The organism is Tautonia sp. JC769, from assembly GCF_040717455.1.
Lineage (GTDB): Bacteria > Planctomycetota > Planctomycetia > Isosphaerales > Isosphaeraceae > Tautonia.
This window is the reverse complement of record NZ_JBFEFH010000006.1, coordinates 267786-284631: the sequence shown is the minus strand read 5'-3', so window position 1 is coordinate 284631 and position 16846 is coordinate 267786. Positions and strand designations below refer to the sequence as shown.

Here is a 16846-nt window from a genome sequence, read left to right as displayed (position 1 = left end):
GACGGGACAGCGGTTGCAACGCTGTCCCGCTGGCCCGGGCCGGTTGGGTGGCGGGAAGGAGGGAGACGGACGGGCTCAGGCGTTGTAGGAGGTCGAGGCGGTCGTTCCGCCGCGTCCGGTCCAGTTGGTGTGGAAGAACTCGCCCCGGGAGCGGTCGATGCGCTCGTAGGTGTGAGCGCCGAAGTAGTCGCGCTGAGCCTGGAGCAGGTTCGTCGGAAGCCGATCCGAGCGGTAGCCGTCGTAATAGGCGAGGGCCGAGCTCATGGCCGGGATCGGGATCCCGTGGCTCACCGCGACCGAGACGACCCGCCGCCACCCGTTCTGGGCACGCTCGATCTCGCGGTGGAAGTAGGGATCGAGCATGAGGTTATCGAGGTCGGGGCTGCGGTCGAACGCCTCCTTGATCTTGCCCAGGAAGGCGCTCCGGATGATGCAGCCGCCCCGCCACATCAGGGCGACCTTGCCGTTGTCGATCGTCCAGCCCGACTCCTTCGCCATGGCGTTCATCAGGGCGAAGCCCTGGGCATAGGACATGATCTTGCTGGCGTAGAGGGCCATCTCGACGTCATCGACGAACTGCTGGATGTTCCCCGAGAAGCCCTCGTCGGCCGGCCCCTTGAGGACCTTCGAGGCCCGGACGCGCTCGTCCTTCAGGGCCGAGAGGCATCGGGCGTAGACGGCCTCGGCGATCAGGGTCAGGGGCACGCCGAGGTCGGCCGACGAGACGACGGTCCACTTCCCGGTCCCCTTCTGGCCGGCGGTGTCGAGGATCAGGTCGACCATCGGCGTTCCGGTCTCGGGGTCGCGGAAGCCGAAGATGTCGCGGGTGATCTCGATCAGGTAGCTGTCGAGCGGCCCCGAGTTCCAGCGGTCGAAGACCTCGTGCAGCGCATCGGCGTTGAAGCCGAGGAGCGAATGCAGCAGGTGATAGGCCTCGCAAATGAGTTGCATATCGCCGTATTCGATCCCGTTGTGGACCATCTTCACGTAATGGCCCGCCCCTTCGGGGCCGACCCAGTCGCAGCACGGGGTGCCGTCGTCCACCTTCGCGGCGATCGCCTGGAAGATCGGCTTCACGTGCGGCCAGGCTTCGGGGTCGCCCCCGGGCATGATCGAGGGGCCCTTGAGGGCCCCCTCCTCGCCGCCCGAGACCCCCGTGCCGATGAACTGGAGCCCTTTTTCCTTCAGGGCTCGGGTCCTCCGGGTCGTGTCCGGGTAATGGGTGTTGCCGCCGTCGATGAGGATGTCCCCTTTGTCCAGGTGGGGGACGAGCTGGTCGATCACGGCGTCGACCGCCGCGCCCGCCTTGACCATGATCATGATCTTGCGCGGGGACTTGAGCGAGGCGACCAGCTCCTCGATGCTGTGGCAACCGACGATCTTCTTCCCTTTCGCCCGATCCGCGAGGAACTCGTCCACCCGGCTGGTCGTCCGGTTGTAGACGGCCACGGTGAACCCGTGGTTTTCCATGTTCAGAACGAGGTTCTCGCCCATGACGGCGAGACCAATCAGGCCGATGTCGGCGGTGGGAGTGGCCATCGGAAGAGTCTCTGTCTGTCGGGTCGATCGGGGTCTTTTGAGCGCACGCGTGCGACGATCGGTCTCAGCCGCGGTAGGTCTGGGGGACGTAGGTCGCGAGTTTCTTCGGGGCGAGCACCTGGGAAATCCTGGCGAACCGGGCGAGCCCGTCGACCTGGGGCACGCTCACCCAGTCGCTGCCGATCAAGGGGCGGGCGTACTCCACGAACTCGTCGGTCACGTCGATCCGGTTCGGGGCGATCCAGTGGTCGGGGAACGACCGGTCCTTGGCGGCGACCTGCTCGAGCGGGACCTTGTCGTAGGTGACGCTGTAGCCGCCCCGCGTCCGGTCGCGGAGGATCGTCGCCATGTAGCCGTTGCCGTCGTCCCGGGCGACGGCCACCGCGTGGCAGCCGACGCGGTAGGCCTCGTCGAGGTCGACCACGCTGGCATAGGCGATGGCGTTGCGCTGGTCGGTCCCCGGGATCTGGAAGCGGGCCTTGCCGGGGACGGGCAGGTCGAGCGAATTGATGTAATTGGTCACGACCTGGGCCACGGTCGTCTGGCTGGCGCTGAATTGGACGTGGCCGAAGGTGTCGCGCGAGGCGCCCAGCTCCCCCACGTCGAACCCCTCGGAGACGACCACGATGCAGCGGCCGAATTCGCGGAGGGTCTCAATCACGTTCTGGCCGAGTTGTTCGAGGCTGACCTTCGATTCGGCCATGTAAATCTGGAGCGGCATCTCGCGATTCGGGTCGGCCAGCCGGGCGGCGGCGGGGATGTAGCCGATCTTCCGGCCCATCGCCTGAATGACCATGACCGGGTCGGCCGGGCAGCTCCCGGCGTTCTCCTCGTTCACCTGCCGGACGTACTGCGCCATGTACCGGGCGACCGAGCCGTAGCCGGGCGAGTGGTCGAGCAGGGTGAACTCGCTGTCTCCCAGGTCGTTGTCGATCGTCTTCGGCACGCCGGTCGCGATCAGGTCGAGCCCCTTCTCGTGGGCGAGCTGCGCGACCTTGTGGGCCGTGTCCTGCGAGTCGTTCCCGCCGATGTAGAAGAAGTAGCCGACGTTGTGGGCCTTGAGCACCTCCACGACGCGGGCGAAGTCCTCGTCTTGCCCCGGCTTGAGCTTGTACCGGCAGGTGCCGATGCCTCCGGCGGCCGGCGAGGTGCGCAGGAGGGCGATCTCCTCGGCCGGGGAGGCCGAGAGGTCGATCAATTCTTCCTTGAGGACCCCTTCGATCCCGAACCGCCCCGCGAAGACCTTTCCGAAGTGATCGGGGAGGCGGAAGCAGGTCTCGACGATCCCGCGGAGGCTGTTATTGATGACACAGGTCGGGCCGCCGGACTGGGCCACGACGACGTTGGACGCGGGCATTGGGGCACCTCAGGGTGTGGCGATCCCCGGGATTGTTCCGGGAATCTCATCGCGGTCCCGACAAGGGAGCCGCGGATTCAGGCGGGGCGGTTGGCTCGGGACGGTTCGCGGAATCCTGGCGAAGGGCAACGCCGTTTTTCGACCGAGAGCTGCCCTGCGATGACTCGATCACTCGATTCGAGGCGAAGCGAGAGTGCAATAAGGCCTGGCTCGGCTCAGGACGCCGATTCCCAGGGCGGCCGCTCCGGCAACAGGGCCTCGAACTCTGCGATCCGGTCGGCCATGTACTCGCCGGCATACGTGCCGTTGAAGAACCGGGGGAGCGCCTCGTCGTGGAACCGCTGCCACGATTGGTCCTCGAAGCCCGGGTTGATCGGGTAGAAGAGCACGCCGTTCGCCTCGGCGGCCTTGCGGTCGCCGGGGGCATCGCCCACCATCAGGATGTGGTCGGGGGCGTACCGGCCTCCCGCGGCCAGTCCCAGGTGCTCCTTCTTCGACCCGAGCTCCTGCCCGGCGATCAGGCCGACGTACTGGGCCAGGTCGTGCTCTTCCCATTCTCGGGTCAGCGCCTCGACCGGGGTGGCCGAGACGACCATCACGTCGGCCTTGCCCTTGAGGGCCTCCATCGACTCGCGGACCATCGGGAACGGCGGGACGTTGTGGACGATCTCCCCGACGGTCCGATTCACCGCCTCGCTCCACTCCAGGCAGAGCGTCAGGTCGGGGTCGCCGGTCCGTTCGACCTCGGCCTTCAGGACCGGGTTGCCCAGCTTCGATTCCCGGGCGATCCAATCGCGCAGGCCGCGCAACTCGGGGAGCTTGACCCCTCGCCGCGTGACTTCGGGGCGTCGTTCGAGCAAGTCGAGCGCCTCGGTCAGGGCCGGGAACCGGTTGATGCCGCGATGCTTCGAGTAGAGGTTGACGAATTCGGCGGCTTCCCGCGCGTATTTCGAGACGGCGGCCAGCCCGAAGTACTTGATAATATTGGGGATGAAGCACTCCTTGTGTTTGACCTCCATCGTGTCAAACACGCAACCATCCGAGTCGATCCCCACGAAGAAGTCGTTCTGCTGCTTGAAGTTACGTAACGCGGCCTGCGGATCGGTCATCGCGGATTCCCTGACAAACGAGCTGCTTCATCCCCTGGCTAGTTGCCGGGCTAAAATCGGGCGTCTCAATGCCGCACAGGATACCGGAGGTGCAGCACTTCTGGCTAGAGTCGAGCGGGTTTGGAGAGTGCGGGAGCTTCCATGCAATCGGCCAAGCTCTCGGGTGCCGCCCTTCCCCAATATCCCACCGCGCAGGTAGAATACCCCCTGTCACTCACGGGGGAGCCAAGTCCCCAGGAGGACGCCTCACTATTGCCAGCGAGGAGACAAGCATGGCTGATGCGCATGACGATATGATTCAAATGAGCAAGGCGGAGTTCCAAAAGCTAGTAGAGTCCATGGCGACCACAGCGGCGGAAACCGCCACAAAAGTAGCCATGGACAAGGCGGCTTCGATGCTCGAAGCCTATGCCGATCATATGGCCAATGCTCAGATAAACACCGATTCTCCGGCGGCACGCAGCGGGGCCGAGGCGGCGTTGCGCTCGGTGGCCATCGATCTGATGAAGGCGGCCAAGACCCTGCGTGAGTGACGCCACGCGGAAGCGAATCTGGCGGCCGAAAGGGAGGGGCAATCCCTCCCTTTTGTTTGCGCCCATCGCGTTTCGGTGGTCACACCTGCCCCTTGCCCCATGCACGCTTACGCGACAAGATGGGTAATCTCCGGGCCAAGGGCATCCTCTCGCGGCCCGGTGGGTGATTCTGCGCGGTTATCGAGTGGAGTTCTCCATGGCCGACCGCCCCCTGGACATCTACCTGTACAGGATGATAGTGATTGATGATGAGCGTGCGCTCAATTTCATGGGGCGGCCGGTGGAGAGCGACGATGATATCATCGCCATCCTCCGGCAGTCTGTCGAAGCCGAACTGGACGTCACCGTCGATGGGCCGGTCAACCAATATAAATATAGCGTGCGCGAGTTCGCGGAATACGAGGCGCCCGGCTTGACCGACAGCCCGATCATCGGGATAACCCTCGCCCGGTCGGTGCTCCAGCAGCAGGGGCCGATTGTCACCGAAGACAACATTGTCACCGGCACTTCGACGCCCGATCCGCCCATCGCCACGACGACGCAAATCCTGTTCTTCATGGAGCGGCACATCGCGGCGGTTGCCTACAACAGTAGCCTGATGGATTCGCAGATGTGGCGAGCATCCCTGCATGACATCTTCGATGGATCGGCCCATACGCTGGATTTCCGCTCCAACGTGCGAATTGAGCCGATCCCGCAGGATTCGGAGGTGTTGGAAACCTTCCGCTCGTTCACCCTGCTCACGCGACTGCGTGTCTATCTGAAACTACCGAACCCGGAACTGTCCCGCTTCACCCGGAATCTCTACAACGAGATGCAAGAGGGCGGAATTCGCCAGTTCCTGCAAGACATGAAGAACCGAGACGGACTGAGCCAGCAGCAGGGGAAGCTGCCCTATGCCGCGGCGGCGATGGCAGACGCGGGCTACAAGCAGGGCGAAGTGACGATGGAGGGGGTGCGCAACGGGCGGGAGGAAAAGGTCACAACCGGCCAGTCGGCGGCTCGCATCCAAATCGGCATGGAAGGAGTGAGGGATTTCGCTCGCGGGCTGGGGACGCTGGCGAGGACACAGGAAGGCAGGACGATAGTTTCATCAATCCTTACGGAAATTAACCGGGTGATCGAACCGCCCCCGGAGAATGAGGCCGTTGAGCCGCCGCAGGATGGGACATGACCATCAAAATCAGCTGGGCGATCTTCTGGGGCTATGCCGTCGAGGTGATCGGCACCGCGGCCATGTATGGACTTGCGCGGGTCTTCGTCAGCATTGAACAGCTTTCCGCCTTCATCCAAAGCACCTGGGCCGAATGGAACGACCTGACCGGTATCCTCTTCTCCGCCGCGCTTGCGGTCTGGCTGACGTTCATCAATATCCGGGGCAGCCTGTTCGGCGATTACCTTGCCCGCAAGCAGGATGACCGGGTTTACTCGCGTGCCTTCCTCACGGCTATGATTGCGTTTTTCTTCGCCACTGCAGCTTTGAATATGGTGGGTGGCATCAAGAACGACATCATGGCTCATGCGGCCTTCATCCTACTCATCTACAGCACGTTCAATCTGTTTTCGATGATGAAGAACGCCACCGACCTGATCCGCCTATACAGCGCGTTCAAGAAGCAGGTGGAAATCGAACGGATCAAGATGGAGATGCAACAGCCAGAGGGCGTGGCTGAATCGAATTAGCCGTTCTCAGATCGAATTACTGTCGTCAAAATTCAAATTATCGATACAATATGCAATATAATAGTTTTCACTGGAAAACGATTGTGATATAAGTGCAAATTGCCTTGCCAATTTAGCAGTATGGATCTTGTTATGAAAATCATCTCAGACGAAAAATTGAACGAACTTCTCGCTGCATCGCCCGCCGAGCGGGTGACGAAGGAGTACATGGAATCCCGCATTGCCAAGACTGACTTTCACTGTTTGGGCGAGACGGTGACGATTTGCAGCATCACGCTCGACAACGGCTATTCCGTTCGGGGCGAGAGTGCATGCGTGAAACCGGAAAACTACAATCAGCAGATCGGCGAGAAGATTGCCTTTGACAATGCATTCCGGCAGCTCTGGCCGCTCTTCGGATTTCTTTTGGCCGAGAAGAACAAGCTCAGAGCGGCAGCATGAGGCACTGGCTAAACCCGCTGCTTCACCCCGCCCCTGCGATCCAAGCCGCCCGCCGCGACCGTTCTGGCTAAGGTTTCTGGCTAAATCCGGGGGTGTCTGGCTAAGGTTTTGGAGTGAGGAGCAAAGTTCGATGTGACGCAAGTTGAAACAGGGTAGTGGTTTTCAGCGTTCGCTAATGTGAGCAAACGTTCCGTAATCGCTCTCCTTGTGCTTGACCTCCATCGTGTCGAAGACGCAGCCGTCGCTGTCGATTCCGACGAAGAATTCGTGGGCCTTGGCGAAGTCTCTCAGTGCGGCCTGGGGATCGGAAGCGGCCGACATGGGCGTCTCTCTCTCTCAACAACGGCACAACGTGGGGACGGCCGGGCGCTCCGGAGGTCGGGAGCCCGCGAGCCGGGTGGTCCAAGGGGCCGGCGATCGCTCCGCCGGCAGTTCGGGCCGTCCGGACGAACCGGGACGGGCCGGGCAAGAGTGGTTTTACTCGATCGGGACCGTCGGGAACAAGGGGGCACGACCGCATGGCGACTCGCCCGAATCGATTGTCTCGGCCCGAGTCGTATGTTAGTGTCTTGTCAATGCTTTGAGAGATGAGTGGTCAACGCTTCCCTCGACGAAACATCCTTCCCCGGGGACCCCGCGTCATGGCAACGAGCGAGCGGCCTCGATCTGAGCGCGACGTCCCCGTGGAGTTCCTCGAAGCGCTCCAGAGGGCGGCCGTCGTCTCCGACGCTCGTCTGGCCGACATTCGCTCGAAGGTCCTGGCCGGCGACTACCCGATGGACTCGGGCGAGCTGGCGCAGCGGCTCGTCTCCGAGGCGATGCTCACCGAATACCAGGCGAAACGCCTGCTGGCCAACCGGCCCGGGGCGTTGACCATCGGGCGCTATGTGATCCTGGAGAAGCTCGGGGCCGGCTCGATGGGCCGGGTCTACAAGGCGAAGCACCGGATGATGGACCGGATCTCGGCGCTCAAGATCATCGCGCCCGAGATCAGCAACAACGAACGCGTCGTCGCCCGATTCCAGCGGGAAATGCGCCTGGTCGGCAAGCTCGATCATCCGAACGTGGTCCGCGCCTTCGACGCCGACAAGGACCGCGGCATCCTCTACATCGCCATGGAATACGTCGCCGGAGACAGCCTCGGGCAGCGGCTTCGGTCCCAGGGGAGGATTCCCGCGGCCGAACTGGTCGGCTACATCGCCCAGGCTGCGCTCGGTTTGCAGCACGCCCACGACCAGGGGATCGTCCATCGCGACATCAAGCCGTCGAACCTCCTGCTCAGCCCCGAGGGGACGATCAAGGTCCTCGACCTCGGCCTGGCCACCCTGATGGAAGCAGACGATCAGTCGGCCTTCGCCACGGCCGACGGGGTCGCCGTCGGCACGGTCGATTACATGTCCCCCGAGCAGGCGATGGGCAAGGAGCTGTCGCCGGTCAGCGACCTGTTCAGCCTCGGATGCACCATGTACCACCTGCTGACCGGGCGCCTGCCGTATCCGGGGAGCTCCCCGCTCGATCGCATGTTCGCCCGAATTAACCAGGACCCGGTGCCGGTGAAGGAGCTGCGCCCGGATCTGCCCGATCGGGTCGTCGATGTGCTTGCTCGCCTGATGGCGAAACAAGCGTCGGACCGTTATCCCAACGCGGCCGCGGCGGCCGATGCCCTCCAGTCGCTCGTGAGGAAGCGGTCGGCCCAACCAGCGGGCGGGGGCGGGGGATCCCCCCAGGTCAAGTCGCCCCCGGCCTCGCCGTCGCCCCCCTCGCCGCCCGCTGCCCCGCAGGTCAAGTATGTGAAGGTCGCCCCGGCATACCCCTCCTGGTTCCAGCCGATGGCCCAGCTGGCGGAGCGGTCGGCGATCGGTGCGTTGTTGCTGATGATGGGATTGCTCGCGTTCGCCTTCGGCGTGGGGCTGGTGGTGGGGGTCCTGGTGGGTGGGTAGCCTCCCGCCCGCGATCGCTTCAGCTCAGGAGGCCGCCGAAGCCGGTCGTGATCCGAGCAGGTTTTCGAGCGCCGGGGCGAGATCCGGGAACGCGAATCGGTAGCCGAGTTCGGCGGCCTTCGCCGGCACGACGCGCTGGCCCTTGGTGACGGTCTGCGCGACCTCTCCCAGGACGGCCCGGAGCACCAGGTCGGGCGGCCCGATCGGCACGAAGGGGCGGCGAAGCACCCGGGCGAGTTCTCGGGAAAAGTCGACGTTCCGCGCCGGGTTCGGGGCGGTGCCGTTCAAGGGCCCCCGGACCGTGTCCGAGTCGATCGCCAGGAGGAGCAAGCCGACGATGTCCGCGAGGTGGATCCAGCTCATCCACTGCCTCCCGGTCGCCGGGGCGAGCGGATTCGACCCGCTCCCGACCGGGGCCGCTCCGCCCGGGAGCCACTTGAACAGCGGGGTCATCACCCCGAGGGCCCCTTCCCCTCTCGCCAGGACGATCCCCGTGCGTACGATCACGAGTCGAGTCCCTCGCTCGCTGACCGATCGCGACGCATCCTCCCATTCGCGGCAGATGACCGCCATGAAATCCGATCCGGGGGGGCTGGATTCGGTCAGTTCTTCATCCCCGGTCATGCCGTAGTAGCCGATCGCGGAACCCTGCACGAAGACGCCGGGCCGATCGGCCGCACGGTCAACCGCCGAGGCCAGGTGTCCGGTCGGGTGAACCCTGCTGTCGCGGATCAGGCGTTTCACCTCGGGCGACCAGCGTCGGGCGAAGAGATTGTGGCCGGTGAGATTGACCACGGCATCGCAGCCGTCCACCCGCGCTTGCCAGGGGCCGCTCGTCGTCGGGTCTCCCTGCACCACCTCCGCCTGCTTGAACAGGGGACGATCCTGGACGGACGACGCCCGGCGGGTGAGGACCACCGGCCGGTCGCCCCGCGCGACCAGCTCCTGAATCAGGCGGGAACCGATCAATCCGGTCCCCCCCGCAATGAACACTCGCATCAGTTCGAGATCCTTTATCTGGCATCACCCGACGGGCGGAAGTGAGGGCAACCGGCACCGCCGGGCGCCACGGGGGTTGGCCCTCCTGGCGGGACCCGCCCCGGGATTTCCCGGGTCGAGGTCGGGCCGGCGGGAATCTTCACCGAAAAGTCATGGATCTTGGGCCGGGAAAGCGTGTCAAGGCTCGGAGATCGTATGGTAGACTTGCGGCTCCGGTCCTGGGAGTTAGAACACCGGAAGTTTCGGGATTGACGGATCGATCGCCCAGGACCCTCGGCCCTTTCCCGGCCGGATTTCCCCTCGTGCATCCGAGAGTCGACCGATCCGATGAAGACGAACGGGCGCCATTTCTTCAATATGCCACTGGCTCTCCGGAGCTATCGGCGTTCCCATCCCCTCGTCCTGGTCAACGGGCTCGCCGAGCAAGCCGAGAGCTGGTTTGCCAACCGGCATTCCTGGTCGCGGCATTTCGACGTGAAGGTTCCCGAACTCCTCGTCTACGCGGGGGACGACCTGCATCGTCATATTGACGCAGGCGGTGAGGTCACGATCAACTACCTGACCGACCGACTGGCGCGCTACCTGGACGAGTTCGTCCAGAAGCCGCCGTATCACCTGGTCGGCTCGAGCCTCGGCGGCCAGATCCTCCTGACCTACGCCGCACGTCATCCCGAGAAGGTGGCGAAACTCGTCCTCATCTGCCCGTCCGGCCTGCACGGCGAGGAAAACCTGCCGGTCATGGACGGCGTGCGTCGGAGCGATTACGACTCGCTCGTCCGCTCGGTCTTCTTCAAGACGCAATTCGCCGGCGACGAACTCGTCGAGGCGATCGAGCAGAAATTCCAGGACCGTCGCTGGAAGAAAGGGGTCCTGCGGACCCTCCGAGGGACCGTCGGCCACTCGGTCGGCAACCTGCTGGGCGAGGTGCCGCATCCGACGCTCTTCATCTGGGGGCAGGACGACCGGATCATCGCCGACATCCCCGGTTCGGTCCGGGCCGCCGACCGGATGGCCCAGGCCCGACAGATCGTCATCCCTCGATGCGGCCACGCGCCTCAGATCGAGCGGGCGGGCCTGGTCAACAAACTGGTCGTCCGGTTCCTCAAGGGGCGGCTCGGCTCCATCCCGCCGACCCTGAGCGCCAAGCGGGCCTTGAAGAAGGCTCGGGGTGTCGCCACGCACTGAGCCTTGCCCGCCCGCGGTCTCCGATTCGCTCTCCCCTCGTGTCCCGGATCGCGGCGAACGCCGCGGCCGGGACACGCCGCCACCCGCCCTTCTGGTCCGGGATTTCATGAACGATTCGTTTCTCTTCCTCGGCAAGTTCCTCCGCCACGGGACGGCCATCGCCAGCCTCGCCCCGAGCAGTCCCTGGCTCTCCCGGACGACGGTGCGGAATATCGACTGGGATCGGGCCCGGATCCTCATCGAACTGGGTGCCGGGACCGGCCCGATCACCCGCGAGCTGGTCAAGAAGGCCCATCCGGATTGCCGCCTCCTGGTCCTCGAACGCGACCCCGACTTCGTGAAGGTCCTGCGCGATCGCTTCCCACCCCGGCCGAACCTCGACATCATCGAGGGGGATGTCCGCGACCTGCCCGCGATGCTCCGGGACCGGGGGATCGAGCGGGCCGATACGATCGTCTCGGGGTTGCCGGTCCCCTCGTTCCCGAGGGACCTCCAGCGCGACCTGTTCCGCGCGGTCGGTCAGGTCTTGAAACCGTCCGGGACCTTCAATCAGATCACCGAGATGCCCTGGGTCTATCTCCGCTTCTATCGCCGCCACTTCGACGAGGTGCGGTTCGCCTTCGAGCCGCGGAACATCCCCCCCGCCGGTGCCTATTTCTGCCGGGGCGTGAAGCCCATCGCCGATTGATCCGACCCCGGCACGATCCAACGGCCTCGACTCCGCCTCGCGATCCCGGGCGACCCGGCCCCTCAACCCGCTGCCTTGAGATCCCGATGAGTCGAGCCTCGTCCCCCTTGTCCTGGATCGTCGGCCTCCCTCCCATCAAGCGGGCGGTGAACCGGGCGATCCGAACCGCGGCCCGCGTGTCGAGATCGTCGCGATCGAGCCAGGCCCGTGCCGCCCAGGCGGGGCAACTGGCCCGACTCTTGACCCGGGCCCGCGCCACGAAGTTCGGCCGCGACCACCGCTTCGACCGCATCCTCCGCGAGGCAGATGCTTCGCCCGATCGTTTCGTCGACGCCTTTCAGCGATCGGTCCCGCTCCGGTCGTACGAACAGCTCTGGGACGATTACCTCGCCGGGCCGTACCCGACGCTCCGGGACGTGACCTGGCCCGGCCTGATCCCGTATTTCGCCCTGACGAGCGGGACGACCCAGGGCACGACCAAGTACATCCCCGTCTCTCGCGAGATGCTGGCCTCGAACCGGGCGGCGGCCTGGTCGATGGTCCGGTCGTTCATGGCCTCCCGCCCGGATTCCCGAATCTTCGAGGGCAAGATCTTCTTTCTCGGCGGTTCGACCGACCTGGAAACGCCTGCCCCGGGCATCCGGCAGGGAGACCTGAGCGCGATCGCGTCGCTCGAGGTCAGCGAGGTCCTGCGCCCTTACACCTTCCCTCCCGTCGACCTCGCCCACGAGACCGACTGGGACCGGAAGCTCTCGACCCTCGTCGATCGGAGCCGGTCGGAGCCGATCACCCTGATCAGCGGCGTGCCGAGCTGGCTCCTGATGTTCTTCGAACGCCTGCTGGAGCGGAGTGGCGCGCAGCGCGTGGCCGAGGTCTGGCCGACGCTCGAGGTCGTCGTCCACGGCGGCGTCAAGTTCGACCCCTATCGCCCCGCCTTCGACCGGATCCTCGGGAGCGACCGCATCGCGCTCCAGGAAACCTATCCCTGTTCCGAAGGCTTCATCGCCTACGGCGATCAGGCAACCGGCCTGCTCCGATTGCTGGAGCGCAACGGCCTGTTCTTCGAGTTCGTCCCGGTCGATGAGCTGGATCGGCCGAACCCCTCGCGCCACTGGGTCGGCAATGCGCAGGTCGGGGTGAACTACGCGATCGTGCTCTCGACCTGTGCCGGGATGTGGGCGCACCTGGTCGGCGACACCGTGCGGTTCGAGTCGCTCGACCCGCCGCTCCTGAGCTTCACCGGCAGGACCAAGTACACCCTCTCGGCGTTCGGAGAGCACCTGATCAGCGAGGAAATTGAGGCCGCCATGGCCGTCGCCGCCGGGCAATCAGGGGCTTCCGTGCAGGAATGGCACGCGGGGCCGGTCTTCGAAGGCGCCCTCGGCCATCATCACTTCCTGGTCGAATTCTCGACGCCGCCGACCTCGCTCGATGCCTTCCGGTCGGCGCTCGACGCCGACCTCAGCCGACGCAACGCCGACTACGCGGCGCACCGCGTCGAAGGGGTGGGCCTGCCGATCCCCGCGCTCTGCTCGGTGCGGCCGGGAGCCTTCACCGACTGGATGCGATCGCGGGGGAAGCTCGGGGGCCAGCACAAGGTGCCCCGCATGGACGGCTCCGGCCAGCTCACCGCCGAGCTGGCCGGATTCTTCCGGGACGCGGGCGCCGTCCTGGACGATCGTCGGGCCGGTGGGGCGTCGTCTCCTTCCGGGACCGCGTAAGACCCCCTTGGCGCTTCAGGCGGCCTTCTTGCGGGTGATGAGTGAGGCGATCTGCTCGACCGTGTCCAGGTGATCGACCCCGGCTTCATGCGCCTCGAGGCTCACCGCGAACTGTTCCTCCAGGAAGACCACCAGCCGCAAGGTGCTGATCGAGTCGAGCACCCCTCCGGTGATGAGCGGGGTCTGGTCCGTCAGCTCGTTCGGGTCTTCGCCGGGGAGGAATTCCAGCAGGAGGAAGTCTCGGATCGTGCTTCGAATGGCGTCCATGGGCTCGGTCCTGAGGAGTCTTGGTTTGCGGGGGAAAAAGACGTCGGGTCTCGGAGGGCAGGAGGCCGCTCAGTCCATCACCGGCCGATCCGGAACCGAGGCGCGAGCGACTGCCCCGGCCCGGGAATGGTCTCGAACCTCCTCCAGGACACGGCCCTCCATCACGTCGGGGATGGCCAGGCCGAGCATCGCGAGCGAGGTCGGCGCGATGTCGGGCAATTCGGCGTCGAGCCGTGTGCCGGGCACGACTCCGGGGCCCTCGATCGCCAGCACGCCATCGGTCCGGTGCGTGGCCGGCAGGTTCGGATCGGGCCGGAGCAAGGACCGGCAGAACGGATCCCACTTGGCCATGGCCTGGTAGCCGTCGGTCGAGGGGGCGAGCACGTCGGGCAAGCCCTCGGCCGCCGGGTCGAGGTTGTAGCGTTCGGCCACGTCGAAGGCGTCGGCGAACAGGGGCTGGCCCGTCTCCGGATCTTCGGCGGCCCGGCAGGTGTCGATGATTTCCGCGATCACCCGAGACGCGGCCGAGGAGCCCGACACGAGCCTCGGGTTCAGGAAGATCGAGCCGCAGAGTTGGCCGAACGGCGCGAAGGCGACCGTCTTCGACCAGTCGCAACCGACCTCCCCTTCGATGGATCTGGGACCTCGGCGGGCGGTGCCGTCCGGGGTCCGTCGTCGTCGCCAGCGATCGAAGCGGTCGCGGAGCCGACGCAAGCGATACGAGATGCGGGTCCCATACGGGAGCCGCCGCTGCAATCCTGCCCGGCAGAGCAAGCCGTTCACGTCGACCAGGGCACGGCACGGGCCGAAGCCGTGGTCGGACAGGGCGATGACGGCGGCGTCGCGCCGCGAGGCCAGTTCCAGCAATCGCCCGACCGCCCGGTCGAGCTCCCGGAGGCAATCGACGACCTCGGCCGTCCATTCCGGTTGGTGCTCGGCCGTCTCGTCGATGTCGAGATAGGGCCAGAGGCGGTGCTGGATCCCGTCGAGGTTGTGAAAATGAACCATCATGGCGGTCCAGTCGCACCGGGCGTCGGCCCGCTCGGCGGCGTCGGCCTGCGCGCGGAAGACGTCCTGATTGCGCCGGGAGACGGCCCGCAGCTCCTCGATCGATCGGGGTCGGCGCTTCCAGAGGACCTTGTGCGAGTACTCGGGCAGGTCGCGGAGGATTTCCTCTCCGAACTCGGGGCACTGGGCGAAGGCCCATTTCAGGCCCGGGGCGTCGGACCCGGCGACGACCAGGCCCCGGACGTCGGGCGGGGGATAGGTCATCGGCAGGCCGAGGCTGACGACCTCGTGGCCACGTTCCGAGAGGGTGTCCCAGAGCGTCGGCACCCGGATCCGGCCGGCATGGTTCGGCAAGATGGTCCGATCGACCGGGTCGAGATAGTGGAACTCGTGGATGCCGTGGGTCGGCGGATGGCATCCGGTCAGGAACGAGGTCCAGGCGACGGGCGTGACCATCGGTTCGGAGGACCAGAGCGTGCCGGTCGCCGATCGTCGCCAGAGCGCCTGGAGGTTCGGCATCCAGCCCCGATCGAAGGCAGGCCGCAGAACCGCTTCGGTGGCGCCGTCGAGCCCGAGATAGACGACCCGAGAGGCGGGGCCCGGCATACGCACTCCTTCGCGATGATTTGGCCGGGAGGACCACCCCTCCGATGCACTCGTCCTGAGTTTGCGCCCAATCGTTCCGGCCAGGTGTCTTGCCGGAACCGGAGGCGCATCCGGAGGGGACGTCGCACCCTATCCCGGTCGGCCCCGGCGGTCAATCCGAGATTCGATCAAGCCGGACCCATCGCCTCGCCGATCCTCTTGAGCACAGGAGACGTGAGACGTGCCGGCCGGGATGGCGCCTGGCATCCGAGATGACTCGCCGAGGGATTGGCACCGCGACCAGGGAGGCGTCGTCCGATGATCGGACGCGGGGGCGCACCGTTTCGTTCCATCATGCTCGGCGTGGCGACCGGCCTCGCCGTACTAGGGATCCTATCCGGGTGCTCCTTGCAGCAACGCAAGGAGGAACGACGGATCCCCCAGTACGGCGTCGTCGACCTGGGGCAGCCCCGAGAGCTGAATCAGGTCCTCTTGCCGCCCTATGTCATCGAACCGCCCGATGAGCTGGAGGTGATCGTTCGACCCTCGTCGATCGACCTGACCCAGCGGATCGTCACGGTCCAGCCCGACGGGGTCATCGACCTCGGCTTCGGGGGCGTCTTCCCGGTCGTCGGCCTGACGATCGAGCAAGCCGAGGCCGTCATCACCGAACGCCTGAAGGATCGTCTCCGACGCGAGGGCGAGACCCCCGACGACCCGATCGAGGTGTCGGTCCGACTGGCGAATCCGTCCCGCAGCAAGTTCTTCTACGTCATCGGCGCCGTCTCGAACCAGGGGCCCATTCCTTACACGGGCGGGGAGACCGTGCTCCGGGCGATCTTGCAGGCGGGGTTGCGCCCCAATAGCCTCCCCGAGAAAGCCTATCTCTCCCGGCCCCAGACGCTCGGCCAGCCCGATGTCGTCCTGCGGATCGACTGGGAAGCGATCCGAGATCGCGGCGACACGACGACCAATTATCAGGTCTTCCCCGGCGACCGGATCGTCGTGCCCGGGACCAAGGAACGGGGAATTCTTCAAACCCTCCTGGGTGGTTGATCGCCCTGAAGACGCTTCGCAGTGATCAGGTCGGCGTTGTCTGAATCCCCGCTTTTCGATCACCAAGGCTCGCCGCAAGCTCGTCGGGCGTCACGCTCGAACCAATTGTCGAGATAGTAGTGCTGCCCGCGTGCCCAGGCCCACCCGCTTGCCAGGAAATAGGCGGGGATGAACGCCGGGCCCCAGCGCTCGACCTGCCGGACGTGGGCCTGCTCGTGGTCGCGGCAGCAATCGAGACATTCGTGGTCTCGGCCGATGATGACATGGCCGAGCGTCATGGCCGCGGCCCCGGCGCAACGGCGCAGATACCAGTGCGAGAAGCCGCCGTGGAACTCGATCGCGCCGGAGCGGAGCTGCGCCCGGCCTCCGGAGCAGAGGGTGAGCACCCCGGCGGCCAGCCCGACCGCGGTCGTGGGAGAGGCCCAGGCATAGCAGACGCATCGCTTGACCCATCGCGAGCGGCGCCGGGGGGCCTCGTCGGCAGCCGCAACCAGCGTGGAACGACTCATTCGAGACGCCTCCTTCGACATCATTCAGGACGTCATCTTCGCCGCGAATCGCCCGATTCAGGGCCGGTGGTCCTGCCGGAATGATTCAAATAGCCATTCGACGGCATTGAAAGCCGAGTGGTCGATTGATTGTACCGTCCTGCTCGGGTATGACGTTGCCGACTCAGTCCATTTTCCCGAACGTGTTGCCGGGATGGGGCGTGCTGCATCGCGACCGTCGAGCCGA

The 16846-nt window shown here is 65.5% G+C and carries 16 protein-coding genes and 1 pseudogene; 9 read left to right on the top strand and 8 right to left on the bottom strand.

What is annotated here, in order from left to right; translation table 11 throughout:
- Positions 1 to 75: 75 nt before the first annotated feature.
- The 3 genes from gnd to AB1L88_RS09165 form a co-directional block, all read right to left on the bottom strand.
- A complete protein-coding gene (gene gnd, locus AB1L88_RS09175; RefSeq protein WP_367096346.1) occupies positions 76 to 1539 on the bottom strand; it encodes a decarboxylating NADP(+)-dependent phosphogluconate dehydrogenase in 1464 nt (487 codons plus the stop codon).
- A gap of 64 nt (positions 1540 to 1603) precedes the next feature.
- On the bottom strand, positions 1604 to 2896 hold the full coding sequence (locus tag AB1L88_RS09170) for a diphosphate--fructose-6-phosphate 1-phosphotransferase (RefSeq protein WP_367096345.1): 1293 nt from the start codon (positions 2894 to 2896) through the stop codon (positions 1604 to 1606).
- Between the two features lie 215 nt (positions 2897 to 3111).
- Complete coding sequence (locus AB1L88_RS09165) at positions 3112 to 4005, bottom strand: HAD family hydrolase (protein WP_367096344.1); 894 nt, start codon at positions 4003 to 4005, stop codon at positions 3112 to 3114.
- 272 nt (positions 4006 to 4277) lie between these two features.
- On the opposite strand from AB1L88_RS09165, the gene AB1L88_RS09160 reads away from it, so the two are divergent.
- From AB1L88_RS09160 to AB1L88_RS09145, 4 genes are all read left to right on the top strand, one after another.
- On the top strand, positions 4278 to 4538 hold the full coding sequence (locus tag AB1L88_RS09160; RefSeq protein ID WP_367096343.1) for a hypothetical protein: 261 nt from the start codon (positions 4278 to 4280) through the stop codon (positions 4536 to 4538).
- Between the two features lie 196 nt (positions 4539 to 4734).
- Entirely contained in the window at positions 4735 to 5712 is a 978-nt protein-coding gene (locus tag AB1L88_RS09155) for a hypothetical protein (protein ID WP_367096342.1), read from the top strand.
- Positions 5709 to 6221: a hypothetical protein gene (locus AB1L88_RS09150; RefSeq protein ID WP_367096341.1), complete on the top strand. Its 513-nt coding sequence runs from the start codon at positions 5709 to 5711 to the stop codon at positions 6219 to 6221. The genes AB1L88_RS09155 and AB1L88_RS09150 overlap by 4 nt, the downstream gene beginning before the upstream one ends.
- Before the next feature lie 132 nt (positions 6222 to 6353).
- A complete protein-coding gene (locus tag AB1L88_RS09145) occupies positions 6354 to 6662 on the top strand; it encodes a Gp49 family protein (RefSeq protein WP_367096340.1) in 309 nt (102 codons plus the stop codon).
- Between the two features lie 201 nt (positions 6663 to 6863).
- Here AB1L88_RS09145 and AB1L88_RS09140 read toward each other — a convergent pair.
- Positions 6864 to 6983 (bottom strand): annotated as a pseudogene (locus AB1L88_RS09140) (HAD family hydrolase); the annotation flags it as partial.
- A gap of 320 nt (positions 6984 to 7303) precedes the next feature.
- Here AB1L88_RS09140 and AB1L88_RS09135 point away from each other — a divergent pair.
- On the top strand, positions 7304 to 8602 hold the full coding sequence (locus AB1L88_RS09135) for a serine/threonine-protein kinase (RefSeq protein WP_367096339.1): 1299 nt from the start codon (positions 7304 to 7306) through the stop codon (positions 8600 to 8602).
- Positions 8603 to 8626: 24 nt separating this feature from the next.
- Here AB1L88_RS09135 and AB1L88_RS09130 read toward each other — a convergent pair whose 3' ends face one another.
- The gene (locus AB1L88_RS09130; protein ID WP_367096338.1) at positions 8627 to 9601 is read right to left on the bottom strand and encodes a TIGR01777 family oxidoreductase; all 975 of its coding nucleotides are present in this window, start codon (positions 9599 to 9601) and stop codon (positions 8627 to 8629) included.
- A gap of 327 nt (positions 9602 to 9928) precedes the next feature.
- Between AB1L88_RS09130 and AB1L88_RS09125 the strand changes: the two genes are divergently transcribed.
- The 3 genes from AB1L88_RS09125 (at position 9929) to AB1L88_RS09115 (ending at position 13195) form a co-directional block, all read left to right on the top strand.
- On the top strand, positions 9929 to 10786 hold the full coding sequence (locus AB1L88_RS09125) for an alpha/beta fold hydrolase (RefSeq protein ID WP_367096337.1): 858 nt from the start codon (positions 9929 to 9931) through the stop codon (positions 10784 to 10786).
- Positions 10787 to 10892: 106 nt separating this feature from the next.
- On the top strand, positions 10893 to 11474 hold the full coding sequence (olsG, locus tag AB1L88_RS09120) for an ornithine lipid N-methyltransferase (protein WP_367096336.1): 582 nt from the start codon (positions 10893 to 10895) through the stop codon (positions 11472 to 11474).
- A gap of 86 nt (positions 11475 to 11560) precedes the next feature.
- Positions 11561 to 13195: a GH3 auxin-responsive promoter family protein gene (locus AB1L88_RS09115; RefSeq protein ID WP_367096335.1), complete on the top strand. Its 1635-nt coding sequence runs from the start codon at positions 11561 to 11563 to the stop codon at positions 13193 to 13195.
- A 15-nt stretch (positions 13196 to 13210) separates the two neighbouring features.
- On the opposite strand, the gene AB1L88_RS09110 is transcribed toward AB1L88_RS09115, so the two are convergent.
- Together AB1L88_RS09110 and AB1L88_RS09105 are read right to left on the bottom strand one after the other, a co-directional pair.
- Positions 13211 to 13462 carry an acyl carrier protein gene (locus AB1L88_RS09110; protein WP_367096334.1) on the bottom strand — a complete coding sequence of 84 codons (252 nt, stop codon included), beginning with the start codon at positions 13460 to 13462 and terminating at the stop codon, positions 13211 to 13213.
- A 69-nt stretch (positions 13463 to 13531) separates the two neighbouring features.
- Positions 13532 to 15076, bottom strand: a complete 1545-nt coding sequence (locus tag AB1L88_RS09105) for an alkaline phosphatase family protein (protein ID WP_367096333.1) — start codon at positions 15074 to 15076, stop codon at positions 13532 to 13534.
- 297 nt (positions 15077 to 15373) lie between these two features.
- Here AB1L88_RS09105 and AB1L88_RS09100 point away from each other — a divergent pair, with 297 nt between their 5' ends.
- A complete protein-coding gene (locus AB1L88_RS09100; RefSeq protein ID WP_367096332.1) occupies positions 15374 to 16111 on the top strand; it encodes a polysaccharide biosynthesis/export family protein in 738 nt (245 codons plus the stop codon).
- Positions 16112 to 16170: 59 nt separating this feature from the next.
- Here AB1L88_RS09100 and AB1L88_RS09095 read toward each other — a convergent pair whose 3' ends face one another.
- On the bottom strand, positions 16171 to 16620 hold the full coding sequence (locus AB1L88_RS09095; RefSeq protein ID WP_367096331.1) for a hypothetical protein: 450 nt from the start codon (positions 16618 to 16620) through the stop codon (positions 16171 to 16173).
- Positions 16621 to 16846 lie beyond the last annotated feature (226 nt).

Bases quoted from the DNA above. Each gene is read 5' to 3' on its own strand.
- AB1L88_RS09160 (WP_367096343.1), top strand. From the start codon at position 4,278: ATGGCTGATGCGCATGACGATATGATTCAAATGAGCAAGGCGGAGTTC.
- AB1L88_RS09105 (WP_367096333.1), bottom strand. From the start codon at position 15,076: ATGCCGGGCCCCGCCTCTCGGGTCGTCTATCTCGGGCTCGACGGCGCC.
- AB1L88_RS09155 (WP_367096342.1), top strand. From the start codon at position 4,735: ATGGCCGACCGCCCCCTGGACATCTACCTGTACAGGATGATAGTGATT.
- AB1L88_RS09110 (WP_367096334.1), bottom strand. From the start codon at position 13,462: ATGGACGCCATTCGAAGCACGATCCGAGACTTCCTCCTGCTGGAATTC.
- gnd (WP_367096346.1), bottom strand. From the start codon at position 1,539: ATGGCCACTCCCACCGCCGACATCGGCCTGATTGGTCTCGCCGTCATG.
- AB1L88_RS09165 (WP_367096344.1), bottom strand. From the start codon at position 4,005: ATGACCGATCCGCAGGCCGCGTTACGTAACTTCAAGCAGCAGAACGAC.
- olsG (WP_367096336.1), top strand. From the start codon at position 10,893: ATGAACGATTCGTTTCTCTTCCTCGGCAAGTTCCTCCGCCACGGGACG.
- AB1L88_RS09125 (WP_367096337.1), top strand. From the start codon at position 9,929: ATGAAGACGAACGGGCGCCATTTCTTCAATATGCCACTGGCTCTCCGG.
- AB1L88_RS09145 (WP_367096340.1), top strand. From the start codon at position 6,354: ATGAAAATCATCTCAGACGAAAAATTGAACGAACTTCTCGCTGCATCG.
- AB1L88_RS09170 (WP_367096345.1), bottom strand. From the start codon at position 2,896: ATGCCCGCGTCCAACGTCGTCGTGGCCCAGTCCGGCGGCCCGACCTGT.
- AB1L88_RS09115 (WP_367096335.1), top strand. From the start codon at position 11,561: ATGAGTCGAGCCTCGTCCCCCTTGTCCTGGATCGTCGGCCTCCCTCCC.
- AB1L88_RS09150 (WP_367096341.1), top strand. From the start codon at position 5,709: ATGACCATCAAAATCAGCTGGGCGATCTTCTGGGGCTATGCCGTCGAG.
- AB1L88_RS09100 (WP_367096332.1), top strand. From the start codon at position 15,374: ATGATCGGACGCGGGGGCGCACCGTTTCGTTCCATCATGCTCGGCGTG.
- AB1L88_RS09095 (WP_367096331.1), bottom strand. From the start codon at position 16,620: ATGAGTCGTTCCACGCTGGTTGCGGCTGCCGACGAGGCCCCCCGGCGC.
- AB1L88_RS09135 (WP_367096339.1), top strand. From the start codon at position 7,304: ATGGCAACGAGCGAGCGGCCTCGATCTGAGCGCGACGTCCCCGTGGAG.
- AB1L88_RS09130 (WP_367096338.1), bottom strand. From the start codon at position 9,601: ATGCGAGTGTTCATTGCGGGGGGGACCGGATTGATCGGTTCCCGCCTG.